Here is a 24409-nt window from a genome sequence, read left to right as displayed (position 1 = left end):
GAAACGGTAGTGCCGAACACGGCCTTTCGAACGTTCAGGATTCTGCCATGAAGGTCCGTAACTCGCTGAAATCGCTGCGCGGTCGCCATCGCGCCAACCGCCTGGTCCGCCGCAAGGGCCGGGTCTACGTGATCAACAAGGTGCAGCGCCGCTTCAAGGCTCGCCAGGGCTGATTAGCCCTGCCGGACGCCCCGTGCGCCCCGCAAGACCACGGTCTCACACGAGTTTGACGCCGCCCCTGCTTTGCAAGGGCGGCTTTGCGCGTCTAGACTTCGGTCATGGCAGTGAGATTCCTGGCAGTGAGATTTCCTTTCGCACGCACCCTGTGTCTGGCCCTCGTTCTGGGAACCGCTGGCCTTGCTCCGGCCGCGGCGCAGCAGGTTGAGCCGCCGCCCCCTCCCGGCAAGCAGAAGAAGCTTCCGGAAGCGCCGACCAAGCTGCCCAAGGTCGATCGCAGCAAAAATCTCGATTTCCTGTTCGGCGCGCTGAAGGCGGCGCCCGACGATGTCAGCGCCAAGCATGTCGAGGCGCGGATCTGGGCGATCTGGCTCCAGACCCCGAGCGACACCGCCTCGCTGCTGATGGCGCGGGCCAAGACCGCGGTCGATGCGCAGAAGATCGACGTCGCGATCAAGCTGCTGGATTCGGTCATCAAGCTGCGGCCCGACTACATCGAGGCCTGGAACCGGCGCGCCACGCTCTACTACATGCAGAACGATTACGGCCGCTCGCTCGCCGACATCCAGCAAGTGCTGATCCGCGAACCCCGCCATTTCGGCGCGCTCGCAGGGCTCGGCATGATCATGCAGGAGGTCGGCGACGAGAAGCGCGCGCTCGAGGCCTATCGCAAGGCGCTCGCCGTCAATCCGCACCTCGAGAAGATCCCCGATCAGGTCAAGGCGCTGACCGAGAAGGTCGAAGGCCGCGACATCTAGAGCACGATCCGGACCCGAAGGGTCGCGCCAGCGCAAAGGGATAGTTTGACCATTTCCCGAGCGATTGCGGCGCACGCGGATTAACCACGATCACACGCGTCGCATGAGCTGGGGTATCGTCTAGCCGGCTACAGGCCTACCTGCATGGCAGGAGCAAAGCCATGAAGCGTTTGATCTTTGCGGGTAGCTTGCTGCTCGCGTCGGGAACGGTGAGTCTCGCCGACGGACTGTTCTGGGTGGTCGGCAACCGCGCCACCGGCAAATGCAACATCGTGACCAGCAATCCGGTCATCATCGGCGACATCTGGTTCGGCGATGGTCCCTACAAGTCCATGGCCGACGCCAAGCTTGCCCGCTCGACCATCCGCGCCTGTCCCGCGGTCAACCCCGACGACCAAAAGGACGAGGACAAGACGGACTAGGTCTGGCCCGCACTTAATGCAGGGCGCTGCCGCCGCGCTCAGCGAGGCCGCGATCGGCTGCTGCGGCGTAAGCCCTGGCGAGTTCCGCCTCGAGATGCTCGTTGATCAGGAGCAGCGCCCGCACGGCACCGCGCAGGTCACCGTTGCAGCTCGCGACGATCTCGTCGATTGCAGTGTCGTTCGATCTCAAGCTCATCGAAAAATCCTCCGGTTCAAACCAGGACAAATCCTGCCGGTCTTTCCCGCATCTCCTGAGGCTGCGAGGAGGATCGGCGCCCACCCGCCCCTAAATGGCGGAACCGACCGTGGCGATTATATGGAAGCCGCGATGACGACCGCATGAAGCTGGTTCGAAGCTTGCGTGCCATCAGGAACATCATTGATTCTGTTGAATTTTTCTGCCCCTCAATTATGCACATATCCACAGCCCCTCATTCCCGGTGGAAGTGCTGAGGCGCCTCGGGCGAAACTGCCGCGTGCCACGCCCGTAATCACCAAGTGCCCTGGATCGTCCGGATTCTCTCCATGATCGTGATGACAGTCGTGACGGCGCTGGTTCTGCTGGCGCTGGTCACGCAGGCCGGAATCGTCGCCGTGCAACGCGCCTTTCCACCTCAGGGCCGGATGGTCGAGGTCGATCGCGCGACGCTCCACGTCGTCGACATCGGCCCGCGCGATTCAGGCCCGCCGATCGTGATGCTGCACGGCGCGAGCTCCAATCTCGAAGCGATGCGACGCCCGCTCGGCGACCTCCTGGCAAGAGACCATCGCGTCATCCTGATCGATCGTCCCGGCCATGGCTGGAGCACGCGCGCACGGCGGCAGGATTCGACGCCGCAGATCCAGGCGCGGATGATCGACGAGGCGCTCGGCAAGCTCGGAGTCGATCGCGCGGTCTTCGTCGTGCATTCCTGGAGCGGGGCGCTCGGTGCGCGCCTCGCGCTCGATCATCCGGGCCGCGTCGCCGGCCTCGTGATGCTGGCGCCCGTCACCCATCCCTGGCGCGGCGGCGTCGGCCGCTACAACGAGCTCATCGCAATGCCCGTGATCGGCCCGCTGCTCGCCTACACCATCACGCTGCCGCTCGGGTATGTCGTCGCCGAGTCCGGCGCGCGCAACGTGTTTCTGCCGCAGACCATGCCCGATGGTTTTGTGCAGGACTCCGCGACGCCGCTGCTGCTGCGGCCGCGCGAGTTCATCGCCAATGCCTATGATCTGGTGACGTTGAAGGAAGCTGTTGCCGCGCAAGTCGCGCGCTATGGCGAGATCAAAGCGCCGGTCACCATCATCGCCGGCGAGCCCGACAAGACGGTGAAGACCAACATCCACGCGCGACCGTTCGCCGCCACCGTACAGAATGCAAAGCTGATCGTGCTGCCCGATCTCGGCCACATGGTGCAGAACGCGGTGCCGGATCTGGTGAAGACGGAGATCGAGACGATGATCGATACAATCGTCCCGGCGCAGGCGGCCGCCGATTAAAGCGTTTTCGAGCGAAGTGGATACCGGTTCGCGTGAAGAAAACGCGTCAAAACAAGAAGCCGGCGCTTCGGGTCTGATTCAATCAGAACCGAAGCTCTGGCGGCCGCCTCTCGCGCGCTTACTGCTTGATCTTCCCGTCCTTGTCGAACTGCGAGATGAAGGTCCAGAGATTGTTGATCTCGGTCTCGTTCTTGATGCCGGCGAATGCCATCTTGGTGCCGGGGATCTTGGCCTTCGGATCCTTGATGTACTCCTTGAACGTGGCTTCGTCCCAGGTGATGCCGGAATTCTTGTTCGCGTCCGAATAGCTGTAGTCCGGAGCGCTGCCCGACTTGCGGCCGTTGAGGCCGTTGAGCTCGGGGCCGACCTTGTTCTTGGCGCCTTCGCCGATCGCGTGGCAGGCCAGGCATTTGTTGAACGATGTCTTGCCGGCCGCGACATCCTGCGCCATCGCGGCGGGTGCGGTGGCAGTCACGGTGAGGGCAACCAGCGCGGCGAAAGTCAATTTTGTCATAGGATGCTCTTCGTCTCTTCCCGGGTCAGATTGAGGGTCGTGGTTTTGGCAGGTCCGGTGCTAGTGGACAAGCCGCGAAATCTTGACAGGTTTCGTGGTAGCAGACTTGCCCCAGAGAGAACTTGCGCTGCAACAAAGCAATGCGACCTTCGGAGGACCTACCCAAGAGCGGGCAGACATGATTGATTTGCCGGAACAAATTCCAATGCCGGACGAAGGTTTCGTAACATGGCCATCATGATGCCCGCGAGCGATCAGGCGGTGCTGGCGCGTCGCAGCGAGATCGTCGCCGCCTTGCGCGCAATCGTATCAGGCGAAGGGGTGATCGACAGCGCCGCCGAGATGCGAGCCTATGAATCCGACGGTTTGACCGCCTATCGGCAGCCGCCGATGGTCGTGGTGCTGCCCGATACGACCGAGCAGGTCTCGCTCGTCCTGAAATATTGTGCCGCCCAAGGCATCAAGGTGGTGCCGCGCGGCTCCGGCACCTCGCTGTCCGGCGGCGCGCTGCCGCTGGAGGACGGCGTGCTGCTCGGGCTCGGCAAGTTCAAGCGCATCCGCGAGATCGATTTCGACAACCGCGTCGTCGTCACCGAGCCCGGCGTCACCAATCTCGCCATCAGCCAGGCGGTCGCGCATGCCGGCTTCTACTACGCGCCCGATCCGTCGTCGCAGATCGCCTGCTCGATCGGCGGCAATGTCGCGGAAAATTCCGGCGGCGTGCACTGCCTGAAATACGGCATGACCACCAACAACGTGCTGGGCTGCGAGATCGTGCTGATGAGCGGCGAGATCCTGCGGATCGGCGGCAAGTCGGCCGAGAACGCCGGCTACGACCTGATGGGTGTCATCACCGGCTCCGAAGGCCTGCTCGGCGTCATCACCGAGATCACGGTGCGCATCCTGCAAAAGCCGGAGACGGCGCGCGCGCTGATGGTCGGCTTCGCAGAGGTCGAGGCGGCCGGCGAATGCGTGGCACGCATCATCGGCGCCGGCATCATTCCCGGCGGCATGGAGATGATGGACAAGCCGGCGATCCACGCCGCGGAAGCCTTCGTCCATGCCGGCTATCCGCTCGATGTCGAGGCGCTCCTGATCATCGAGCTCGACGGTCCCAAGATCGAGGTCGACGAGCTGATCACGCGCGTCGAGACGATCGCAAACGCCTGCGGCTCGACCACCTGCCAGATCTCGACCTCGGAGGCCGAGCGCAATCTGTTCTGGGCCGGCCGCAAAGCTGCGTTCCCTGCCGTCGGCCGCATCTCGCCCGACTATCTCTGCATGGACGGCACCATTCCCCGCGGCGCGCTGCCGAAGGCGCTGGCGCGCATCCGCGACCTCTCGGAAAAATACCAGCTCGGCTGCGCCAACGTGTTCCATGCCGGCGACGGCAATCTGCACCCGCTGATCCTCTACGATGCCAACAAGCCCGGCGAGATCGAGCGCGCCGAGGCCTTCGGCGCCGACATCCTGCGCGCCTGTGTCGAGTTCGGCGGCGTGCTCACCGGCGAGCACGGCGTCGGCATCGAGAAGCGCGACCTGATGCCGGAGATGTTCAGCGAGATCGACCTCAACCAGCAGCAGCGGCTGAAATGCGCCTTCGACGCGCAGGGCCTGCTCAACCCCGGCAAGGTGTTTCCGACCCTGCATCGCTGCGCCGAGCTCGGCCGCATGCATGTGCACGCGGGCAAGCTGGCGTTCCCGGATATTCCGCGGTTCTAGGCGCTCGCGCGGAGGGAAGGGGCCTGCGATGCAAGCCTCTTCCCTCCCAAACGCTCACAGCATGCCGTATTGCGCCCGCTCCCGCTTCGCCAGCAGCGGCAGCGCTTGGCCGGCGATGTAGGTCTTGAAATGTGCGCTCTCCTGGTGCGCCCTGAACGCGGCCTCGTCGCGGAACAGTTCGTAGAACAGGAACTGGGCCGGATTGTCCTTGGCGCGCGAGATCAGGAACAGCTTGATGCCGTCCTCGCGCTGCGCCTCGGGCAGGAAGCGGTCGAGGATCGCGGCGACCTTGTCGGCCTCGCCCGGTTTCGCCTCCCATTGCGCGACGACGAGCAGGCCGCCGCCGTCGACGGCGGCGCTGAGAGATTTCTGCGTGGCGTAGTGATTCATGGTCCTTCCTCCTTGCTGCTGGGCTTGAGATGACGCCGCCGTCCATGGCGAGAGATAGATGCCAGGACGGCTCCGAAGGCCCGGATCACCGACCTGCGGCTGAATGCTTCGTGGACGCGCGGCACCGGCCGCTTGTGTGTCGATCGCATGTCTGTCTCCATCGGTTGGTCTCGATCGCGATCGGCGCAGACTTGTAGCGATGGCCTGCCGGCTTTGGTTCGCCGGTGATCGAAGTGTCGATGTCGTGAACGCTTCGACTGTGATCGAAGCGTCGTGGTCGGATGTCGCACAGCCGGCCCGACGGATTTTCGTCGCGCGGTGGACCGCGATCGCGTCGGCGCTGGCCGCCTGCGTCACGCTGCATTTGATTTCGGCGGCGAATTTCGCTACCGCCTTTTCCCGTGGATACGCTCAAGGTCAGAGACGCCAAAGACGTCGAAGAGGTGGTGCGCGCGGCGATTGCCAATGAGCAGCCGCTCGAGATCATCGGTCATGGCAGCAAGCGCAGCATTGGCCACGCCATGGCGACCAACGCCGTGCTCGACGTCTCCGCGCTGAATGCCGTCACCTCCTACGAGCCCAACGAGCTGATCGTGACGCTTGAGGCCGGTGCGCCGCTGGCCGACGTGCTGTCACTGATCGATGCCAAGAACCAGCAATTCGCCTTCGAGCCGATGAACACCGCGCCGCTGCTCGGCACGCCTGCGCTCGGCACCATCGGCGGCATGATCGCGACGGGCCTCGCCGGCCCGCGGCGCATCAGGGCGGGCGGGGCGCGCGATCACCTGCTCGGGGCGCACGCCGTCTCCGGCTTCGGCGACAGCTTCAAGACCGGCGGCAAGGTGGTAAAGAACGTCACCGGCTACGACCTCTGCAAGCTGCTCGCCGGTTCCTGGGGCACGCTGTCGGTGATGACCGAGGTCACGCTGAAGGTGATGCCGAAGCCGGAGGCCGAGCGGACGCTGCTGCTCAGCGGGCTCGACGATGCCGCCGCCAACAAGGCGATGACCGCGGCGCTCGGCTCGCCCTTCGACGTCTCCGGCGCCGCACACCTGCCGAAATCCGCATTCCGGGCGAAGACCGACGGGCTCGGCGACATCGCAGGCCAGGGCGAGGCGCTGACCGTTCTCCGGCTCGAAGGCATTACCGCTTCAGCCGCCCACCGCGCCGGTTCGCTGCGCGAATTGCTGGCGCCGTTCGGAACCGCGGCCCTGGTCGAGGACGCATCGTCGGCGGCACTGTGGGCTACCATCCGCGACGTCCTGCCGTTCGCGGCCAGCGGCACGCTGGGCGCCTGGCCGGTGTGGCGGATCGTCTGTCCGCCGGCATCGGGTGCGGCGCTCGGGACGCAGCTGGCGCGCGAGACCGGCGGCGACGTGATCTACGATTGGGGCGGCGGATTGATCTGGGCCGCATTGCCGCCGAAGGGCGATGCGCATGAACCGGCCGTGCGGGCGTGTGCGAATGCGGTCGGAGGGCACGCCATGCTGATCCGGGCGGCCGAGGATGTCAGGCGCGACGTCGATGTGTTCCATCCGCAGGCGCCCGGCATCGCCGCCCTGAGCGAGCGGGTGCGCGCCAGTTTCGATCCGAAGTCCATTCTCAACCGGGGGCGGCTGACGCGGGGCGCTGCGGCATGAAGACCGAATTCTCACTGGCGCAGCTCGCCGACCCCGATATCGCGGAGGCCGACAAGATCCTGCGCGCCTGCGTCCATTGCGGCTTCTGCACTGCAACCTGTCCGACCTATGTGCTGCTCGGCGACGAGCTCGATAGCCCGCGCGGCCGCATCTATCTGATCAAGGAGATGCTGGAGAAGGACCAGGCGCCGACGGCGGAGGTGGTCAAGCATATCGACCGCTGCCTGTCGTGCCTGGCCTGCATGACGACCTGCCCCTCCGGGGTGAACTACATGCACCTCGTCGACCAGGCCCGGGTCAGGATCGAGCAGCGCTATCAGCGGCCGCTCACCGAGCGGCTGCTCCGCCAGGTATTGGCCTTCGTCCTGCCGGACCCGCGGCGCTTCCGCGCCAGCATGTGGCTGGCGCGGCTGGCCCGTCCGCTGGCCGTATTCCTGCCGACGCCGCGGCCCTCGGCCACGCCCGGACTGATCCAGCGCCTCAAGGCGATGCTGGCGCTTGCCCCGAACCGGCTGCCGTCGCCCGGCCCCCTCCCGGGCAGCGTGTTCGCGGCGCTCGGCAAGAAGCGCGGCCGGGTCGCGCTGCTCCAGGGGTGTGCCCAGCAGGTGCTGGCGCCGCGCATCAACCAGGCTGCCATCAGTCTTCTCACCCGCCACGGCATCGAGGTCGTCCTGGTCAGGGACGAGCAATGTTGCGGCGCGCTGACTCATCACCTTGGCAACGACTACGATGCGCTGGCGCGGGCTCGCGCCAATATCGCGGCATGGCGCGCGGAAGCGGCCGGCGAGGGGCTCGACGCCATCCTGGTGACGGCGTCCGGCTGCGGCACGGTGATCAAGGACTACGGCTATCTGCTGCGCGAGGACGCTGCTTTCGCGGCCGATGCGGCGAAGGTGTCCGCGCTTGCCAAGGACATCACCGAATACGTTGCCGGCCTCGATCTCGCGACCACTGCGATAGGCGACAACATTGTCGTCGCCTATCACTCCGCGTGTTCGTTGCAGCACGGACAGAAAATCACGGGCCTTCCGAAAGAATTGCTTTCCAAGAATGGATTCGTGGTGAAAGATGTGCCCGAGAGCCATTTGTGTTGCGGTTCGGCGGGGACCTACAACATTCTCCAGCCCGAGCTTGCGGGCAGGTTGCGCGACCGGAAGGTCGCCAACATCGCAAGCGTCAAGCCGGACATGATTGCCGCGGGCAATATCGGCTGCATGGTGCAGATTGCCAGTGGCACGTCAGTTCCGGTCGTACACACGATTGAGCTTCTCGATTGGGCTACGGGCGGGTCGCGGCCGGCATTGAATTCGTCGAGCTGAGCTTTCGTCCCGAGGTGACGGCTGAAGGCGCCCGATCGACCATTGTTCGGCGGCAACAGGAGGACCACGATGGCGAAAGCAAAGAAGAAAAAAAGCAAGAAGGCCAAAAAGGCCAAGAAGGCTGTAGCGGCGAAGAAGATCGCGAAGAAGGCAGCCAAGAAGTCCGCGAAGAAATCTGCCAAGAAGGCCGCTAAGAAGGCCGCGCCGAAGAAGTCGGCCAAGACGGCTGCAAAGAAAGCTGCCAAGAAGGCTGCACCGAAGAAGGCCGCCAAGAAGGCTGCGAAGAAAGCGGCGCCGAAGAAGGCGAAGGCAGCTCCCGCGCCGAAGCCGTCAGCGCCGGTGGCGGCTCCGGCTCCCGAGCCTGTCGCCGAGACAAGCTGGGCGATGCCTTCGTCTTCTGCGGAACCGACGCCGGCCGAGGGGCAAGGTTAGGCTCAGGGTCAGGCCAGGGGGTGGCCAAGGGCTGGCCAAAGGCAGGCTCCAGTCCAGCGACCACGATCGACAGCAGAAGGGCCGCGGCGGCGACGCTGCGGCCCTTTTGCATCGCGGCTCCGGCTCCCGGAGGCCGTCATCCACAACGTCAGCCTTGATTCGTGGCGAGCGGGGCACGGTATCGCAACTCTCCGTACTAACCCGGTTCTCCAGTGCCCGTTGGAATGCAAATAATGTGATCGAGAAGCCACACAGGCCGACAACCTTTCGTGGAATCACCATAACGCCTAAAAAGTCGGCAGATGCCCGCGTTTTTTGCTTCACGGTTTGCATCCCACAATCCAGATTGTCGCAGTAACGCAATTTTGCACGCAGGTCGTACGCCCCGGGGGGCTTCCGGGAAACCGACTGGGTAAGAACTGGTGATGGGGATCGAAATGAAAAAAGTGGCTTTGTTGGCAACGGCGCTGGCAATGGTGACGACGGGGTCGGCTTTCGCGGCGGACATGGCGGTGAAGGCTAAGAAGGCCCCGCCGGTCGTTGCCTTCGACCCCTGGGATATCGCCTTCGGCGGCGCGATCATGAGCGATTACATCTTCCGCGGTATCACCCAGTCGAACCACAAGCCGTCGGTCGCGGCCTATTTCGAGCCGCGCTACAACGTCACCAAGGACCTCCAGCTCTATGTCGGCGTGGCCGGCGAGAGCATCTCCTTCCCGAACCGTGCCGCAGCCGAAATCGACGTCTACGGCGGTATTCGCCCGACCTTCGGTGCGTTCGCCTTCGACATCGGCGTGTGGGGCTACCTGTATCCGGGCGGCAGCTGCTACTTCGGCGGCACCGGCATCGACAACGCGGGCGTCTTCCAGGGGGCCGATTGCGCCGAGAAGGCCTTGCTCAACACCAACGTGATCAAGAAGGACCTGAGCTTCTTCGAAGTCTACGGCAAGTTCACCTATACCGTGAACGACAACTGGTCGTTCGGCCTGAACGAATATTATACCCCGAGCTATCTCAACTCGGGCGCTTGGGGCAACTACACCTCGATCGTGGGCAAGTACATTGCCCCCAGCACGGTGTTCGGCTCGAGCGGCGTCGGCATGTATGTGTCGGGTGAGTTCGGCCGTCAGTGGCTCGGTACCTCCGACAGCTTCTACGGCGTGCCGGCTTTCCCGAATGGCATCAAGTATGCCGATTACAACACGTGGAATATCGGCATCGGCTTCACCTACAAGGTGATGACGCTGGATCTGCGCTACTCCGACACGGACCTGTCGAAGGGCGATTGTAACGCCTTCACCAGCGATTTCTCGGCCCGCGGCAACATCACCGCTTCGACCGGCACCTTCCTGACGCCCATCAACCCGTCGGGCGTCGGCTCGAACTGGTGCGGCGCGGCGGGTATCGCCAAGCTGTCCTTCGACCTGACGGCGATGACCAACCTGAAGTAAGTTTCTTCCCGAAACGGCATACGAGGGCGGCAGAGCAATCTGCCGCCCTTTTGCTTTGGGGTAGTCACTTGAGTGGACGGCCGCTCCACATGCTCGTCATGGCCGGGCATAGCCGTCCGAAGGACGGCGTCGCTTCCGCTCGCCTATGTCCCGGCCATCCACGTAGTCGCACAAAGAACGTGGATGCCCGGGACAAGCCCGGGCATGACGAGCATGTGGAAGCCTCAGCGCGCAGCGGTCGGCTCCACCTGGGCCGGCTCGCTGCTCTTGCTGAGGACGTGAATCTTGCCGTCCTTCACCATCGTCACCTTGCGGGTGTGGAAAGCGTCGAGGGTCGAGCGGTGGCCGATCGAGACGATGGTGGCTTGTGGCAGCCTCTCCATCAGCAGCCGGTACAGCCGGGCCTCGGACGGCTCGTCCAGCGAGGCGGTGGCCTCGTCCAGGAACAGATAGTCCGGCACATGCAGCAGCGCGCGGGCGAGCCCCAGGCGCTGCTGCTCGCCGAGCGAGAGCATCCGGTTCCAGTGGCCGTCCTCGTCGAGCCGCTCGGCGAGGTCGGGCAGTCCGACCGCGATCAGCGTGTCGCGGACCCGTGCGGTCTCGAACGCGCCTGGTGCAGCGGGATAGACCACGGCGTCGCGCAGCATGCCGACGGGGAAATAGGGGCGCTGCGGCAGCATCATCAGCTTCGCCTTCTCGGGGACGAAGATGGTGCCGGTGCCGAACGGCCAGATGCCGGCGATGGCCCGGAACAGCGTCGACTTGCCGGAGCCGGACGGCCCGGTCACCAGCACGCGCTCCGGCACCTGGACGGCAAATGCGTCGGCGGCGACCAGCGGCGTGCCGCTGGGCAGGTTCACGCAGAGCCGATCGAGGGCGATGTTGCCGCTGCCGCCGGCGGCCTTGAGGGCGATCGCCGGCTCATGGGCCGGCAGGTTCGCGGCTGAATCGACCGACATCTCGAAGCCGTCGAGACGCGCGACGATCGAGCGCCATTCCGCGAGAGATCGGTAAGCCGTGACGAAGAACGACAATGCGCCTTGTACGCTGGAAAAGGCCGATGCGGTCTGCATCATGTCGCCGAGCTGGATCTTCTTGGCGAAGAAGGCTGGCGCCACCAGCACATAAGGAAAGATCACGGCGGCCTGCTGGTAGCTCGCGGTGAACGCGGTGAGGCGCTTGGTCCGGCTCATGATGGCGTACCAGTTGCCGATCACGAAGCCGAAGCGGTCCAGCAGCCGGCCGCGTTCGGCGCCTTCGCCCTTGAGCAGCGCGATCTGCTCGGAATTCTCGCGGACGCGGACGAGGTTGAAGCGGAAGTCGGCTTCATAGCGCTGCTGCTCGAAATTGAGGTTGACCAGCGGAGCGCCGATCCAGTGCGTCAGCGCGGTGCCGAAGATCGCGTAAACCAGCGCGCCCCAGCAAAGATAGCCCGGGATCATGAGGTCGGTGCCGAACAGGTGCAGCGGCGCGGCGTTGGAGAGACCCCAGAGGATGATCACGAAGGAGAACAGCGTCACGATCGACGACAGCAGGCCGAGTCCGATGGTCAGGGTCTGCTCGACGAAGTTCTTGACGTCCTCGGTCATGCGCTGGTCCGGGTTGTCAGCGGCATCGCCCTTGAGCTGCATGCGGTAATGCGTGGCGCCTTGCAGCCATTCGCCCAGATAGTGCCGGGTCAGCCATTGCCGCCAGCGGATCTGGAGCCATTGGTTCAAGTACAGCTTGTAGACCGCCAGCGCGATATAGATCGAGGCGAGGGCGACGAAAATCCAGATCTGCGTGACGAACGCGTCCCAGTCGCTCGCCTGCAGTGCGCTGTAGAACCGGTTCTGCCACTGGTTCACGAGCACGTCGATCGCGACCAGGGCCAGCTCCATCGCGATCACGGCGCCGAGCAGGCCGCGGCCGGCCCATTTGTCCTCCGATCGAAAATAGGGGGCGGCGATTCGCCAGACGATCGCGAGTGTGGCGCTGATGTTCTTCACAGAGCTCTGTCTCCTGAGGGGATGTGCACAAATGCCTGGAGCCAAATGGCCGAGGCAATGGCCGAAATGGGCGCGCTTAGACTAAAGTCGCAAGTTCTGCAATTTGCGTTGGCTTGTCGCGGCTTGCAACCCTAGCATGGGCCGTAACGGCGCGGGGTGGGGGCCTTCGGGACTTCGCGAGCTTGTGAGCGGACGGGAACCGCCGCATTCGCGAGGAATTCGCGTCCAGCTCGGGGGTTATCGCTTCCAGCGTTAAGCAGGTTCGGCTGTCCACGCGGGCCGCCTGCCGCAAACATGCGTGGGGAGGAAGACCATGTGGAATCAAATCTATGACCCGCTGCACAGCCCTGTGCTGTCGACGATCGCGGCGGCGATCCCTGTCGTCACGCTGCTGGTCCTGATCGCGAGCGGTCGCGTCAAGGCGCATATTGCCGCCGTCATCGCCGTGATCGTGACCAACCTGATCACGATCTTCATTTTCACCATGCCGCCGAACATGTCGTTCCGTGCTTCGCTGCTCGGTATCGTGACCGGCTTCTTCCCGATCGGCTGGATCGTCCTCAACGTCATCTTCCTCTACCAGGTCACGGTATCAACCGGACGCTTCGAGCTGTTGAAGCGCGCGATCGGCAGCGTGACGGAGGATCGGCGCCTGCAGCTGTTGCTGGTCGCGTTCTCGTTCGGCGCCTTCTTCGAAGGCGCCTCGGGGTTCGGCACGCCGGTCGCGATCACCGGTTCGGTCCTGATCGGGCTCGGCTTCTCGCCGCTCGCGGCCTCCGGCCTGTCGCTGATCGCCAACACCGCGCCGGTCGCCTATGGCGCGCTCGGCACGCCGATCCAGGGCCTTGCCTCCGTCACCGGGCTCGATCCCTATATCCTCGGCGCGATGGTCGGACGGCAATTGCCGTTCTTCTCGCTGATCGTGCCGTTCTGGGTCGTCTGGGCCTTCGCGGGCTGGCGCGGCATGAAGGACGTCTGGCCGGCGATCCTCGTCACCGGCGTGTCCTTCGCCGTCCCGCAATTCGTGATCTCCAACTACATCAATCCCTGGATCGTCGACATCGGGGCATCGCTGATCTCGATGGGGGCTCTCATCCTGTTCCTGAAGGTCTGGCAGCCGAGACAGCTGTGGCTGTCGCCGGAGCTGCGCGGACATGATGAATCGCATGCGACCATGGCGCCGGCGAAGCCGCTCGACAAAACTCCGCTCACGCAAGCCCAGCTCTGGAGCGCGCTCCTGCCCTGGATCATCGTCTGCGTCGTGATGCTGCTGTGGGGAAGCGGCTGGTTCAAGACCTGGGCAAACTCGATTTTCACCTTCAACTATGCGGTTCCCGAGCTCGACAAGATGATCAACAAGATGCCGCCGGTGGCGGCGAAGCCGACGCCGGAAGGCGCGGTGTTCGCCTTCACCTATCTGTCCTTCACCGGCACGGGCATGCTGATCGCGGCGATCATCTCCGGCTTCCTGATGGGGGTCGGTCCCGGCAGGCTCCTGGTGGAATATGGCCGCACCATCCGGCTGTGCGCGATCTCGCTGATCACGATCTCGGCGATGCTCGCGATCGGTACGCTCACGCGCCTGTCCGGCGTCGACGCGACGCTCGGCCTCGCCTTCGCGGCAACCGGCGTGCTCTATCCTTTCTTCGGCACCCTGCTCGGTTGGTTGGGCGTGGCGCTAACCGGATCGGACACCGCGTCGAACATCCTGTTCGGCAATTTGCAGAAGATCACATCCGAGCAAATCGGGCTGCCGCCGGTTCTCATGGCCGCGGCGAACTCCTCCGGTGGCGTGATGGGCAAGATGATCGATGCGCAATCGATCGTGGTCGCCTCCACCGCGACCAACTGGTACGGCCATGAGGGCTCAATCCTGCGCTACGTGTTCTGGCACTCGATCGTGCTGGCCTGCCTGGTCGGCGTGCTCGTGACGTTGCAGGCCTATGTCTGGCCGTTCACGGCGATGGTGCTGAAGTAGCAGGCCAACAAGCCCGGCTCTTGCCGGAAATCCCCGCGGAGGCGACTCCGCGGGGATTTTGCATGGGGCGAACCTTCTCATGGCCGCCGCCGTCTTATAGAAGGTGCGGCAAATCGCGTTGGTCGAGAGGTCTCATGGTTTCGCTCAGGCAGATGGTGTGTGCGACGGTTGCAATGCTTGCGATGTCCATTGTCGCGCGTGCGGAGGACGGTTTTCCCTTCGGCACCGAGATGACGCTGGAGGCGCTGCCGCAACCGGGCTCGAAGCGGATTCCGAACATCGAGATCGGCGACAATGGCGAGGTCGTTCTGGAGCTGTGGTGCAAGGGCGGCAAGGGCCAGTTCTCGGTCGCCGGCAACACCGTGATCTTCGTCCCCGGCCAGATCCAGGACCGGTCCTGTCCGCCGGCCAGGGCCCAGGCCGACGACGATCTCGTCGCAGCGCTTGGCAGCGTCGAGACCTGGAAGCGGCAGGGCGACGTGCTGACGCTTCTCGGCCCGAAGCCGCTGCGCTTCCGCGTGAACGGGAATTAGCTTCAGCAAGCAGTACTCTCGTGTCCCGGACAAGGCGTAGCGCGCAGGCGCTGCGCCGCGGAGCCGGGACCCAGTCTCAATCCGCGACTTCGCTTGCGGTTCTGGGCCCCGGCTCTGCAGCGCCTTCGCGCTGCGTCCGGGGCACGATAGCTCGGCCTATTTCCACACCGACTTGTCGGCGTCCCAGCGCTGGCCCTTCAGCTCCTTGGCGAGCGCCTCGACCGAGCCGTTGTCGTCGGGCTGGTCGCCTTCCTCGTCGGCCGAAGCTTCGTCCGAGAGATTGAGCTTGGCGCCGCTGCTCTCGTCGGCGGTCGTGGTTGCGGGGCTGCCGATCCAGAGCATGAGCTTGTCGGTCGTGCCGGGCTTGTCGGGCGAGATAAGCCCTGCGACCTCGATCGTGTCGGTGAGATCGAGCGCCGGGTAATCCTGGTTCGGCCGCTTGAAGACCAGCTTGAGCTTGCCGGTGGCCGGGTTGAAGCTTTGCGAGACCGGCTTTGCCACGAGCGTCCGGCTCAGCACGCCCGCCACCGCGGACGCGAGCTTGTCGCGGTTGATCTTGTCGCCGTCGCGCCAGTCGGCCGCGGCGAAGCGGATGGCGCGGTCCATCTCGGTCATGCCCGCGGTCCAGCCCGCGGCGACGACGCCGGGCATCGCCTTGAATTTTGCCAGCAGCGCGCCGGCGCGCTCCGGGTCGACCGACATGTTGATGGTCTGCTCGCCGGCGCGCAACGCGTCGCAGCCGACGCTGAGGCTCGCCAGCGTCACTTCGACCTCCTGGCCCTTCAGGCTCTTCAGGAACTCGGTCGCGGCATCCAGCTTGACCTTGACCGCGATCGCCTCCGGCGAGACGTCGGTGAAATCCTTCGGCTGCGGCGTGATGCCGTCGTCGGAGGTCTGGTTGTCCAGAAACTCCTTCTCGCTGAGATCGGAATTGTCGGGCGAGGTGACCTCGGTCACGGCCTGGCCGATTCCGATCTGGCCGCGGAACTCGAAAGTGTCTCCGGCCTGTTTGCGCAGCAGCTTGACGGTGACGGGCGCCTTCGCGCCGAGGCTCTGCGTTGTGCCAGTCAGCATCTGGCCGGCGACCTGGAGATTGACGACGAAGCGGTCCTTGCGGTCGGAATTCTTCGCGACCGGATAACAGACGTCGAGCACGGCCGCCGTGACCGTCTTGCCCTGGCGCGTCTCCTTCAGGATCACGTCGGCATTGCCGTCCATCAGCCCGTCGATCGAGGTGAAATAGCGCGTCTCAGGTCCGCCCGGCGCCGTCGCCTTTGGCGACAGCTTCATCTGGGCGGATGCGACCTCCGGCGAAACAGCAAGCAGAGCCGCCACAAGGGCCGTGGAGCAAACCAGAAGCGCGCGCATCGATGAAATCCTCGAGCAAGGGAGCATGATCCGGAAAAGTGTGACGCGGTCTTCCGAAAAGATCATGCTCAAACAATAACCTAAAGCGCGATGACGACTCATTCCGATCTCATCGCGCTTTAGAATCGGCGCCACCGTAGTGGGTTTTGGCCGTCGGTTGAATCGGAAAGCGTGAGCCATGGTCGGCAAAAAAGAAGGCCGCCCGGAGGCGGCCTTCGCAACATTGCCACGGAACGGTGGGCTCAGAAGCCGCCCATGCCGCCGCCGGCCGGCATCGCGGGCGGAGCTTCCTTCGGCGTCTCGGCGACCATGGCTTCGGTGGTCACCAGCAGGCCGGCCACGGAGGAGGCGTCCTGGAGCGCGGTGCGCACCACCTTGGCGGGGTCGATGATGCCCTTCTCGACCATGTCGACATAGTCCTCGGTCTGGGCGTCGAAGCCGAAGGTCTCGGACTTGTTCTCGAGGATCTTGCCGACGACGATCGAGCCTTCCACGCCCGCGTTCTCGGAGATCTGGCGGATCGGGGCTTCCAGCGCCTTCAGCACGATGTTGATGCCGGCCTGGACGTCGTCATTGGCGTTGGTGAGACGGCCCACCGCCTTCTTGGCGCGGAGCAGCGCGACGCCGCCGCCGGGGACGATGCCTTCCTGCACCGCGGCACGGGTGGCGTTGAGGGCGTCCTCGACGCGGTCCTTCTTCTCCTTGACCTCGATCTCGGTCGCGCCGCCGACGCGGATCACCGCGACGCCGCCGGCCAGCTTGGCGAGGCGCTCCTGGAGCTTCTCGCGGTCGTAGTCCGAGGTGGTCTCCTCGATCTGCGCCTTGATCTGGCCGACGCGGGCCTCGATGTCGGGCTTCTTGCCGGCGCCGTTGACGATCGTGGTGTTCTCCTTGTCGATCACCACCTTCTTGGCGCGGCCGAGCATCTTCACCGTGACGTTCTCGAGCTTGATGCCGAGCTCCTCGGAGATGAGCTGGCCGCCGGTGAGGATCGCGATGTCCTCGAGCATGGCCTTGCGGCGGTCACCGAAGCCCGGCGCCTTGACGGCGGCGACCTTGAGGCCGCCGCGCAGGCGGTTGACGACCAGGGTCGCCAGTGCCTCGCCCTCGACGTCCTCGGCGATGATGACGAGCGGCTTGCCCGACTGCACCACGGCTTCGAGCACCGGCAGCATGGCCTGGAGGCCCGAGAGCTTCTTCTCGTGCAGGAGGATGTAGGCATCCTCAAGCTCGGCGGTCATCTTCTCGGCGTTGGTGACGAAGTAGGGGCTGAGATAGCCGCGGTCGAACTTCATGCCCTCGACGATGTCGACTTCGGTGTCGAGCGACTTGTTCTCCTCGACGGTGATGACGCCCTCGTTGCCGACCTTCTGCATCGCCTGCGCGATCATCTTGCCGATGGCGGCATCGCCGTTGGCCGAGATGGTGCCGACCTGGGCGACCTCGGAGGAGGCGGCAACCGGCTTGGCGCGCTTCTCGATGTCCTTGATGACGGCGGCAACCGCGATGTCGATGCCGCGCTTGAGGTCCATCGGGTTCATGCCGGCGGCAACCGCCTTGGCGCCTTCGCGCACGATGGCCTGGGCCAGCACGGTCGCGGTGGTGGTGCCGTCGCCGGCAAGGTCGTTGGTCTTGGAGGCGACCTCACGCACCATCTGGGCGCCCATGTTCTCGAACTTGTCCTCGAGCTCGATCTCCTTGGCGACGGTGACGCCGTCCTTGGTGATGCGGGGCGCGCCGAAGCTCTTCTCGATGACGACGTTGCGGCCCTTCGGGCCGAGCGTCACCTTGACGGCGTTGGCGAGAATGTCGACGCCGCGCAGCATGCGATCGCGCGCGTCTCCGGAAAACTTGACGTCTTTGGCAGCCATTTCTGCAATTCCTCGTGTTTCGTGATGTGTCTTGTTTCGTGCTGCGTCAGCCGCGTTCTCCTTTCGTCATTGCCGGGCTCGCCCCGGCAATCCATCCTCATACGAAGAACGATGGATGCCCGGGTCAGGCCCGGGCATGACGGTGGAGTATTCAGCGGCCGTTCAGGCGGATGGCCTTAGGCCAGAACGCCCATGATGTCCGACTCCTTCATGATCAGGAGCTCTTCGTTGTCGATCTTGACCTCGGTGCCCGACCACTTGCCGAACAGCACGCGGTCGCCCGCCTTGAGGTCGATCGGGATCAGCTTGCCGGTCTCGTCACGGCCGCCGGGTCCGACGGCGACGACCTCGCCCTGGGACGGCTTTTCCTTGGCGGTGTCCGGAATGATGATGCCGCCCTTGGTCTTTTCCTCGGCGTCGATACGTTTGACCACGACACGGTCATGCAGCGGACGAAATTTGGATTTAGCCATGACGTTTCCCTTTGGAGGCTCGCTTCGGAAGTAGTGGAAGTGGGTGGGGCGGCGCTTCCGTCCATCCTCGTCCCGAGGATCGAACGGCGCGCTTAGCAATCGGGCTTTCCGAGTGCTAATAGTGCGCCCGGAAATATGGCTTGGCCGCGATCCTGTCAAGCAAAGGTGGTTAAGCGATTGGTGAGGCGGATATAGGATGGTGGCATTGGAAACGTGTTCGGGGCGCCGGCGTATCAAAGGACGTCATTGCCCCGGCGTCGGTTTTGCGCTTGGCTGCGGGAGGGGTGCGGCCATGGTCTTGTTCGGGGGAATGCCATGATCAGTTCAGCTCGCGCGCGCACGGTAGCCAATCTGGCGGCCGCGTCTTTTCTGGCGCTGTTGCTGGGCGCCTGCGGCGGCGGCATGAGCCTGCCGTCCTTCTCGTCGTCGTCTCCGCCGCCCGAAGCCGAGCCCGGTACCGGCCCGGAAATGCCGGCGAGCATCCGCGCCGACGAGATCGTCGGCCGCTGGGGTCTTGCCTCGTTCCAGAACCCGGCCGACCGCGCCCGCACCGAGGCTGCGGCGCGGTCCCAGTGCAAGAATCCCTACGTGATCGGCGCCGGAACCTCCGGCGGCGTGGTCATGCATCTGGCCGACCAGGCGACGCCGCAGGAATTGCGCCTCAAGGGTTCGCCCAGCGGCAAGAACTATATCGGGCCGGCCGGTCCGACCCCCGGCGAGCAGGACCGCGAGATCGTGTCCTTCGACGGCCGCGTCCTGATCACCCGCTTCATCGACAAGGACGCCGCCACCCGCTACGGCAACATGGTCTACGTCCGCTGCGCCCCGAGGGCGTAGTTCCTCCCCACGTCATGCCCCGCGAAGGCGGGGCATCCAGTACGCCGCGGCCCCTCGATTCAATCACTGTCGTCTCTGGAATACTGGATCGTCCGCCCCAGTGCGCAATTGCGCACAAGGCGGACGATGACAACGGAGGGGATGGCCCCAAAAACAAAAACGCCGGCTCGCGCCGGCGTTTTGCTTTTCCGCGATCTCGCGTCCGTTCAGTCGAACAGCGCGTCGATGTCGTCCTGCGAGGCGTGGCCGACGTCGCCGGCGAGCTTCGGACCGTTGAGGAGTTTTTCGTCGTCGCTGCGCGCGTCGACCGGCGCCGGCACATGGGCCTTGATCGCGTCGACGCCGCCCCAGATCTCCATCATCGCGTTGATGTGCTGCTCGATGAACTTCATCGTGGTCATGACCTTGCTGATACGCTGGCCGGTCAGGTCCTGGAAGTTGCAGGCCTCGAAGATCGAGATGACGCGTTCCTGGATGTCGTCGGCGAGCCGCTTCTGCTGGTCGGCCGATTGCACCTTGGACATCGCGCTGGCCGCCTGGTCGATCGACTCGGCGGCTTCGAGAATCTGCTGGGTCGCCTGCTCGGTGCCGCCGACGACCGCGCCGAGTTCGCCATTGACCTTGGCCATCTCGCCGCCGTCGAAGCTCTTGCCGTGCAGCGTCGCGATTTCGCGCTTGGTGCGGTCGATGGCGTCGTGGATGAGGTCGAGCTCGACCTTCAGCTTCTCGCACTGCTCGATCTGCGCCCGGTACGTGTCGAGCATGGTGCGCGCTTCGGAGAGCTCATGCGCCGTCGAGGCGTCGATCGCCGCCATGGCCGCGCTGCTGGACAAGGGTGCGGGCGCAATGCCCTTGGCCATCTGTGCGCGGATGGCGCGCAGCTCCGCCATGATCTCGCTATGCATCGGCGCAGCCTCCTCAATCATTTCGGGGCTGGGCATCTCGCCGACAATAGCCTCTTCGACACGAAAACGTTTGCGGTGAACAGCCATCAGGAACTCCCCCCACCTCACTCACGCGTCTTTGTAGGCAGAAGCGATTTAACACGAAGTTCACAGCAGGAACTGTTGTGCGGCCGTGCGCGACGGCCCGCAAAGGAGCGATTAACCATGGGCGCGCCGCGTTCATCGAAAATAAACGCTGATCTCCAAATTGCAGCCCCGCTCGCGACGTGGTGAATCGAAACGTCGCTTCCGTTTACCAAACAAAACGCCTTTTGCTTTTTATTGACCACGTCGCGGACGCCGATCAGCCATCAGCTCTGCACGACGCATGTGATCTAGACGAAACAGTACAGAGTACGTCGATGTTCAAGAAAATGTCTGTCGCGCTGCTCGGCGGCGCTTGCACCCTCGTTGCCGGCGCAACCAGCGCCAGCGCCTTCGACAATACCGTGCCGAACGATCCGCCCGCGGTGCTTTACCAGCCGCAAGTGCCGCCGGCGCCGGTGCGTGTGGCCTCCAATGCGAACATGGGTGGCGGCTTCATCGAGTTCCTGTTCGGCGACGGGCCCGGCCGCGGTCCGGCCTACGCACCGCCGCCGGTGTATCAGCAGCAGCCGGGCTACAACGATCCGCGCCGCCTGCCGCCGATGGGCGAGCCGCAGATGCAGGGTGGATATCAGCAAGGCGCAGGTCTCCAGCAGGAGGCGGTCGATCCGCGGCAGCGTTCGTTCGATCCGAAATTCGAGAAACAACTCGTTGACTATAGCGGCAAGGAAAGTGCCGGCACGATCGTGGTCGATACGCCGAACAAGTTCCTCTATCTCGTCGAGGGCAACGGCCGGGCGATGCGCTACGGCATCGGCGTGGGGCGTCCCGGCTTCACCTGGTCCGGCGTGAAGTCGATCACGGCCAAGCGCGAATGGCCGGACTGGACCCCGCCGGCCGAAATGATCGCGCGCCGCCCCGACTTGCCGAGGCACATGGAAGGCGGTCCGGAAAACCCGCTCGGCGCGCGTGCGATGTATCTCGGCTCCACGCTCTACCGCATCCACGGCTCCAACGAGCCCTGGACCATCGGCACCAACGTCTCCTCCGGCTGCATCCGCATGCGCAACGAGGACGTCATCGACCTCTACGGCCGCGTCAATGTCGGCACCAAGGTCGTGGTGATGTGAGGTCCGAGCTTCGAAATGAAAACGGCCGCCCCATGGGCGGCCGTTTTTGTTTGCGCGTTATCGAGCAGCCTTACGCATAATCGCTGCCGCCATCGTCGCCGCCGCCGAAATCGCTGTCGTCGGCCATGTCGACGTTGTCGTCATTGTCGTTCTGATCGTTGTAATTCTGGTCGTCGTTCGAAGCCTGGTCGACCAAGCCTTGGCGGGAATCGCCGCCACGGTCGCGGCTCGAGCCGATGTCGTTGAGGCCGGCATCGCGCGCGAGCGAGCCGCCGGACTGGTCGCTGCCGCCCCAAGGACTTCCACCAGCGCTGCGGTCGCCCAGGGCGTTGGTGTCGCCGAAGGCCTGCTGGTGCGATCCGCCCATCATGCCGCGGATGCTGGAGAGCAGCAGCGAGCCGCCGACGACGCCGGCCGCGGCCGCCGCCGCCGTGCCGAGGAACGAGCCGCCGCCACCGCCGACCGGCGGGGCGCCATAGCCCTGACCTGGGCCTTGACCTGGACCTTGGCCGTAGGCCTGTCCGTAAGGCGGCTGGCCGTAACCCGGCTGCGACTGCTGCATCGCCTGGCCGCTGTTCCACACCGGCCGCGCGTCACGCGGTGGCACGTTCGGAACCGAGCCGCGCGAGGGGCCTCCGCCGAACAGCGTCTCGCGCATGGTATCCAGGAAGCCGCCGGATTGCGCCGGCTCGGGCGCATGGGCCGCCTCCAACTCTTGGATGCGGTTATGGGCGCGCTTCAGCGCTTCGTCCTGCAACAGCGTGGTCTGCACCAGCGCGTAAATCGCGCCGGGCGCCTTGCGCAGGCCGTCGGAGATCGCGGCGATCGCGTCGGGATCGCGCGGTGCATTTTCCAGTTTCGAAAGCCGGTCGAAAAGCTCGTCGACGAGCTGGCGTTCCTGCGGCGTCATGATCAATCTCCCTCGCGCAAACCAAGCGCGCAGGAGATGTAGGGTTCCATTGTGGCCTCAACAGTGCCGGCCGGATTAAATTTCGGTATGCGACAAGCCGCCTCGCCGGGCCTGCGCTTTCGCCGGATTTCACCCCAGTGTCGCGTTGGTCTGCGCCAGCAGCCGCACGAATTCATCGCTCCCGAGGTAGGCATACTCGCGTTCGCGCACGTCGGTCATCGGATCAAGCGCGGCAAGGACGTCGTCGACGAAGCCGGGATGGCACATCACGAGGCCGCCATCCGGCAGGCCGTCCAGGAATTGCCGCATCATTTCGCCGAAATCGGCGGCGCGGCTGAAGTCATATGCGCCAGCGAAGCCGGGATTGAAGCCGAGGCCGGCACCAGCGGCGCGGCGGCGGAATTGCGCGCTGAGGATGTCGAGCACCATGGCTTTTGGTGAGGCCAACCGCTGCTTCAGCGGCAGGTCGCGGCCGCCCTGGCGTACCCAGGCGTTTGGCGCGGTTTCGGCAACCGCGTCGACAAAGCCGTCGCGCACCTGCGGATAGAGCTGCACATGCTGATGTCCGTCGACGAAGTCTGGTGCGCGGCCGAAAGCGTCAGCGAAGGCCGCGAGCTGCGCCTTCACCTCATTGCGAAAGAATTCGCGGTCGAGCCGCCGCAAAACACCCGCGCACAAGAGCTTCGGAAACGACATGAACATGTCGCCGTCGAGCGGGCGAAAATGCATGGTAAGCGGCCGGAACGGCGCGGACAGCGTCACGTGCAACCCGATCGCGCAGCGCGGGCTCGTCTTCGCTGCGGCCTGGAGCGCCTCGATCTCGCCGCGAGCGATCGTTGGGCCCACCATCATCACCGAGGTGGCGTTGAGGCGGCCGCGTTCGATCAGGTCACGGATGGCGCGGTTGACGCCCGGGCTGATGCCGTAATCGTCGGCGCAGAGCCAGATCCGCCGCGGCGGCGCCGCCGCGATCATTCGGCCGCCGTCCTCTTCGAGGCGTCGTCGGCCTTGTCGGTCTCGAAGTGCTTTTCACTGTGTTCGGCGACGAAGTAGATCGGGCGGGCCTTCAGCTCGGAGAGGATCTTGCCGATATATTCGCCGACGATGCCGATCATGATGAGCTGCACGCCGCCGATCGTCATCAGGCCGACCACGAGCGAGGGATAGCCGGGGACCTGCTTGCCGGTGGTGAAGACCTCCCAGAGAATGGAGAGGCCGAACAGGAAGGCGATGCCGGCGAGCACGACGCCGAGCAGGCTGGCGAAGCGCAGTGGTGCCACCGAGAACGAGGTCAGGCCCTCGATCGACAGGCCGAGCAGGCGCGCGGCGTTGAAGGTGGTGACGCCATGGGCGCGCGGCGCCGGCTCGTAGTCGACACGGATCTGGCGGAAGCCGATCCAGCTTGCCAGGCCCTTGAAGAAGCGGTTGCGCTCCGGCAGTTGCCGAAGCGCTGTGACCGCGCGCGGCGAAAGCAGGCGGAAGTCGCCGGCATCTTCCGGAATCTTCTGGCGGGCACCCCAGTTGATCAGGGCGTAGAAGCCATGCACGGCGAGCCGCCGCAGGAAGGTTTCGTTGTCGCGATGCGCCTTGGCCGTATAGACGACGTCATAGCCGTCATCGATCCAGTGTCGCACGAGCTGCTCGACGAGAGTCGGCGGATGCTGGCCGTCGCCGTCCATGAACATCACGGCGCCAAGGCGGGCATGGTCGAGGCCGGCCATCAGCGCCGCCTCCTTGCCGAAATTGCGCGACAGCGAGACCACCTGGACGTCGATCGCGTCGGCCGGCAGGCTGCGTGCGATCGACAGCGTCGCGTCCGCGCTGCCGTCGTCGACGTAGACGACCTCGCAAGCGAGGCGATAGCGCTGCCGCAGGGTCTTAGCGAGATCGCAGATGCGCTGGTGCAGGGCGGCGAGGCCCGCCGCCTCGTTGTAGACGGGGACGACGATCGACAACCCCTTCGCGGCGGCGTTCGCCGCGGTGGTCGTCAGGCCGGAAACGTCAGAGCCCAGCGTCATCGATCAA

Annotated in this window: 24 protein-coding genes; 13 read left to right on the top strand and 11 right to left on the bottom strand. The window is 64.8% G+C overall.

Annotated features, from left to right (window positions below; genetic code table 11):
* Window positions 1-47 precede the first annotated feature (47 nt).
* From ykgO to XI09_RS36595, 3 genes are all read left to right on the top strand, one after another.
* Complete coding sequence (gene ykgO / locus XI09_RS36605) at window positions 48-173, top strand: type B 50S ribosomal protein L36 (protein ID WP_006611362.1); 126 nt, start codon at window positions 48-50, stop codon at window positions 171-173.
* Window positions 174-278: 105 nt separating this feature from the next.
* Complete coding sequence (locus XI09_RS36600) at window positions 279-935, top strand: tetratricopeptide repeat protein (RefSeq protein ID WP_271571218.1); 657 nt, start codon at window positions 279-281, stop codon at window positions 933-935.
* Window positions 936-1096: 161 nt separating this feature from the next.
* Window positions 1097-1357, top strand: coding sequence for a hypothetical protein (locus tag XI09_RS36595; protein ID WP_271571217.1), 261 nt, complete (start codon window positions 1097-1099; stop codon window positions 1355-1357).
* A 13-nt stretch (window positions 1358-1370) separates the two neighbouring features.
* Here XI09_RS36595 and XI09_RS36590 read toward each other — a convergent pair whose 3' ends face one another.
* A complete protein-coding gene (locus XI09_RS36590; RefSeq protein WP_092187599.1) occupies window positions 1371-1553 on the bottom strand; it encodes a hypothetical protein in 183 nt (60 codons plus the stop codon).
* Window positions 1554-1882: 329 nt separating this feature from the next.
* Between XI09_RS36590 and XI09_RS36585 the strand changes: the two genes are divergently transcribed.
* Window positions 1883-2839 carry an alpha/beta fold hydrolase gene (locus XI09_RS36585; RefSeq protein ID WP_271571216.1) on the top strand — a complete coding sequence of 319 codons (957 nt, stop codon included), beginning with the start codon at window positions 1883-1885 and terminating at the stop codon, window positions 2837-2839.
* Window positions 2840-2957: 118 nt separating this feature from the next.
* Here the strand turns inward: XI09_RS36585 and cycA are convergent, their stop codons facing one another.
* On the bottom strand, window positions 2958-3353 hold the full coding sequence (cycA, locus tag XI09_RS36580; protein WP_271571215.1) for a cytochrome c-550 CycA: 396 nt from the start codon (window positions 3351-3353) through the stop codon (window positions 2958-2960).
* Between the two features lie 228 nt (window positions 3354-3581).
* Between cycA and XI09_RS36575 the strand changes: the two genes are divergently transcribed.
* A complete protein-coding gene (locus tag XI09_RS36575) occupies window positions 3582-5075 on the top strand; it encodes an FAD-linked oxidase C-terminal domain-containing protein (protein WP_271571214.1) in 1494 nt (497 codons plus the stop codon).
* A 54-nt stretch (window positions 5076-5129) separates the two neighbouring features.
* Here the strand turns inward: XI09_RS36575 and XI09_RS36570 are convergent, their stop codons facing one another.
* On the bottom strand, window positions 5130-5465 hold the full coding sequence (locus XI09_RS36570) for a putative quinol monooxygenase (protein WP_271571213.1): 336 nt from the start codon (window positions 5463-5465) through the stop codon (window positions 5130-5132).
* Window positions 5466-5866: 401 nt separating this feature from the next.
* On the opposite strand from XI09_RS36570, the gene XI09_RS36565 reads away from it, so the two are divergent.
* The 4 genes from XI09_RS36565 to XI09_RS36550 all read left to right on the top strand — a co-directional run bounded on the left by XI09_RS36565 (window position 5867) and on the right by XI09_RS36550 (window position 10307).
* Window positions 5867-7105 (top strand): FAD-binding protein, encoded by a 1239-nt coding sequence (locus XI09_RS36565; protein ID WP_271571212.1) that lies wholly within the window; start codon window positions 5867-5869, stop codon window positions 7103-7105.
* Window positions 7102-8424: a glycolate oxidase subunit GlcF gene (glcF, locus tag XI09_RS36560; protein WP_271571211.1), complete on the top strand. Its 1323-nt coding sequence runs from the start codon at window positions 7102-7104 to the stop codon at window positions 8422-8424. The genes XI09_RS36565 and glcF overlap by 4 nt, the downstream gene beginning before the upstream one ends.
* Window positions 8425-8493: 69 nt before the next feature.
* The gene (locus tag XI09_RS36555; protein WP_271571210.1) at window positions 8494-8856 is read left to right on the top strand and encodes a histone; all 363 of its coding nucleotides are present in this window, start codon (window positions 8494-8496) and stop codon (window positions 8854-8856) included.
* Between the two features lie 437 nt (window positions 8857-9293).
* Window positions 9294-10307: a TorF family putative porin gene (locus tag XI09_RS36550; RefSeq protein ID WP_271571209.1), complete on the top strand. Its 1014-nt coding sequence runs from the start codon at window positions 9294-9296 to the stop codon at window positions 10305-10307.
* Between the two features lie 224 nt (window positions 10308-10531).
* On the opposite strand, the gene XI09_RS36545 is transcribed toward XI09_RS36550, so the two are convergent.
* The gene (locus tag XI09_RS36545; protein WP_271571208.1) at window positions 10532-12295 is read right to left on the bottom strand and encodes an ABC transporter ATP-binding protein/permease; all 1764 of its coding nucleotides are present in this window, start codon (window positions 12293-12295) and stop codon (window positions 10532-10534) included.
* 313 nt (window positions 12296-12608) lie between these two features.
* Here XI09_RS36545 and XI09_RS36540 point away from each other — a divergent pair, with 313 nt between their 5' ends.
* A complete protein-coding gene (locus XI09_RS36540; protein WP_271571207.1) occupies window positions 12609-14273 on the top strand; it encodes an L-lactate permease in 1665 nt (554 codons plus the stop codon).
* A 134-nt stretch (window positions 14274-14407) separates the two neighbouring features.
* A complete protein-coding gene (locus XI09_RS36535) occupies window positions 14408-14806 on the top strand; it encodes an META domain-containing protein (protein ID WP_271571206.1) in 399 nt (132 codons plus the stop codon).
* Window positions 14807-14962: 156 nt separating this feature from the next.
* Here the strand turns inward: XI09_RS36535 and XI09_RS36530 are convergent, their stop codons facing one another.
* From XI09_RS36530 to XI09_RS36520, 3 genes are all read right to left on the bottom strand, one after another.
* Window positions 14963-16174 (bottom strand): hypothetical protein, encoded by a 1212-nt coding sequence (locus XI09_RS36530; RefSeq protein ID WP_271571205.1) that lies wholly within the window; start codon window positions 16172-16174, stop codon window positions 14963-14965.
* 242 nt (window positions 16175-16416) lie between these two features.
* Window positions 16417-18045 carry a chaperonin GroEL gene (gene groL / locus XI09_RS36525; RefSeq protein ID WP_271571204.1) on the bottom strand — a complete coding sequence of 543 codons (1629 nt, stop codon included), beginning with the start codon at window positions 18043-18045 and terminating at the stop codon, window positions 16417-16419.
* Between the two features lie 176 nt (window positions 18046-18221).
* The gene (locus XI09_RS36520; protein ID WP_027546050.1) at window positions 18222-18518 is read right to left on the bottom strand and encodes a co-chaperone GroES; all 297 of its coding nucleotides are present in this window, start codon (window positions 18516-18518) and stop codon (window positions 18222-18224) included.
* A gap of 315 nt (window positions 18519-18833) precedes the next feature.
* Between XI09_RS36520 and XI09_RS36515 the strand changes: the two genes are divergently transcribed.
* Window positions 18834-19355 (top strand): hypothetical protein, encoded by a 522-nt coding sequence (locus tag XI09_RS36515; protein WP_271571203.1) that lies wholly within the window; start codon window positions 18834-18836, stop codon window positions 19353-19355.
* Window positions 19356-19561: 206 nt separating this feature from the next.
* Here XI09_RS36515 and XI09_RS36510 read toward each other — a convergent pair whose 3' ends face one another.
* Window positions 19562-20347 (bottom strand): protein phosphatase CheZ, encoded by a 786-nt coding sequence (locus XI09_RS36510; RefSeq protein ID WP_271571202.1) that lies wholly within the window; start codon window positions 20345-20347, stop codon window positions 19562-19564.
* Between the two features lie 314 nt (window positions 20348-20661).
* Between XI09_RS36510 and XI09_RS36505 the strand changes: the two genes are divergently transcribed.
* Complete coding sequence (locus XI09_RS36505) at window positions 20662-21474, top strand: L,D-transpeptidase family protein (RefSeq protein ID WP_271571201.1); 813 nt, start codon at window positions 20662-20664, stop codon at window positions 21472-21474.
* 70 nt (window positions 21475-21544) lie between these two features.
* Here XI09_RS36505 and XI09_RS36500 read toward each other — a convergent pair whose 3' ends face one another.
* The 3 genes from XI09_RS36500 to XI09_RS36490 all read right to left on the bottom strand — a co-directional run bounded on the left by XI09_RS36500 (window position 21545) and on the right by XI09_RS36490 (window position 24402).
* Complete coding sequence (locus tag XI09_RS36500; RefSeq protein WP_271571200.1) at window positions 21545-22384, bottom strand: DUF2076 domain-containing protein; 840 nt, start codon at window positions 22382-22384, stop codon at window positions 21545-21547.
* A 129-nt stretch (window positions 22385-22513) separates the two neighbouring features.
* Window positions 22514-23359, bottom strand: a complete 846-nt coding sequence (locus XI09_RS36495) for a ChbG/HpnK family deacetylase (protein ID WP_271571199.1) — start codon at window positions 23357-23359, stop codon at window positions 22514-22516.
* A complete protein-coding gene (locus XI09_RS36490; RefSeq protein WP_271571198.1) occupies window positions 23356-24402 on the bottom strand; it encodes a glycosyltransferase family 2 protein in 1047 nt (348 codons plus the stop codon). Before XI09_RS36490 ends, XI09_RS36495 begins: the two co-directional genes overlap by 4 nt.
* Window positions 24403-24409 lie beyond the last annotated feature (7 nt).

This window comes from Bradyrhizobium sp. CCBAU 11386, from assembly GCF_028128955.1.
Lineage (GTDB): Bacteria > Pseudomonadota > Alphaproteobacteria > Rhizobiales > Xanthobacteraceae > Bradyrhizobium.
This window is presented reverse-complemented; position numbering and strand designations above follow the sequence as displayed.

Bases quoted from the DNA above. Each gene is read 5' to 3' on its own strand.
- XI09_RS36530 (WP_271571205.1), bottom strand. From the start codon at position 16,174: ATGCGCGCGCTTCTGGTTTGCTCCACGGCCCTTGTGGCGGCTCTGCTT.
- XI09_RS36590 (WP_092187599.1), bottom strand. From the start codon at position 1,553: ATGAGCTTGAGATCGAACGACACTGCAATCGACGAGATCGTCGCGAGC.
- XI09_RS36595 (WP_271571217.1), top strand. From the start codon at position 1,097: ATGAAGCGTTTGATCTTTGCGGGTAGCTTGCTGCTCGCGTCGGGAACG.
- XI09_RS36510 (WP_271571202.1), bottom strand. From the start codon at position 20,347: ATGGCTGTTCACCGCAAACGTTTTCGTGTCGAAGAGGCTATTGTCGGC.
- groL (WP_271571204.1), bottom strand. From the start codon at position 18,045: ATGGCTGCCAAAGACGTCAAGTTTTCCGGAGACGCGCGCGATCGCATG.
- XI09_RS36585 (WP_271571216.1), top strand. From the start codon at position 1,883: ATGATCGTGATGACAGTCGTGACGGCGCTGGTTCTGCTGGCGCTGGTC.
- XI09_RS36600 (WP_271571218.1), top strand. From the start codon at position 279: ATGGCAGTGAGATTCCTGGCAGTGAGATTTCCTTTCGCACGCACCCTG.
- XI09_RS36540 (WP_271571207.1), top strand. From the start codon at position 12,609: ATGTGGAATCAAATCTATGACCCGCTGCACAGCCCTGTGCTGTCGACG.
- XI09_RS36535 (WP_271571206.1), top strand. From the start codon at position 14,408: ATGGTTTCGCTCAGGCAGATGGTGTGTGCGACGGTTGCAATGCTTGCG.
- XI09_RS36490 (WP_271571198.1), bottom strand. From the start codon at position 24,402: ATGACGCTGGGCTCTGACGTTTCCGGCCTGACGACCACCGCGGCGAAC.
- XI09_RS36520 (WP_027546050.1), bottom strand. From the start codon at position 18,518: ATGGCTAAATCCAAATTTCGTCCGCTGCATGACCGTGTCGTGGTCAAA.
- XI09_RS36550 (WP_271571209.1), top strand. From the start codon at position 9,294: ATGAAAAAAGTGGCTTTGTTGGCAACGGCGCTGGCAATGGTGACGACG.
- XI09_RS36555 (WP_271571210.1), top strand. From the start codon at position 8,494: ATGGCGAAAGCAAAGAAGAAAAAAAGCAAGAAGGCCAAAAAGGCCAAG.
- XI09_RS36570 (WP_271571213.1), bottom strand. From the start codon at position 5,465: ATGAATCACTACGCCACGCAGAAATCTCTCAGCGCCGCCGTCGACGGC.
- XI09_RS36515 (WP_271571203.1), top strand. From the start codon at position 18,834: ATGATCAGTTCAGCTCGCGCGCGCACGGTAGCCAATCTGGCGGCCGCG.
- XI09_RS36575 (WP_271571214.1), top strand. From the start codon at position 3,582: ATGGCCATCATGATGCCCGCGAGCGATCAGGCGGTGCTGGCGCGTCGC.
- glcF (WP_271571211.1), top strand. From the start codon at position 7,102: ATGAAGACCGAATTCTCACTGGCGCAGCTCGCCGACCCCGATATCGCG.
- XI09_RS36495 (WP_271571199.1), bottom strand. From the start codon at position 23,359: ATGATCGCGGCGGCGCCGCCGCGGCGGATCTGGCTCTGCGCCGACGAT.
- XI09_RS36505 (WP_271571201.1), top strand. From the start codon at position 20,662: ATGTTCAAGAAAATGTCTGTCGCGCTGCTCGGCGGCGCTTGCACCCTC.
- XI09_RS36500 (WP_271571200.1), bottom strand. From the start codon at position 22,384: ATGACGCCGCAGGAACGCCAGCTCGTCGACGAGCTTTTCGACCGGCTT.
- ykgO (WP_006611362.1), top strand. From the start codon at position 48: ATGAAGGTCCGTAACTCGCTGAAATCGCTGCGCGGTCGCCATCGCGCC.
- cycA (WP_271571215.1), bottom strand. From the start codon at position 3,353: ATGACAAAATTGACTTTCGCCGCGCTGGTTGCCCTCACCGTGACTGCC.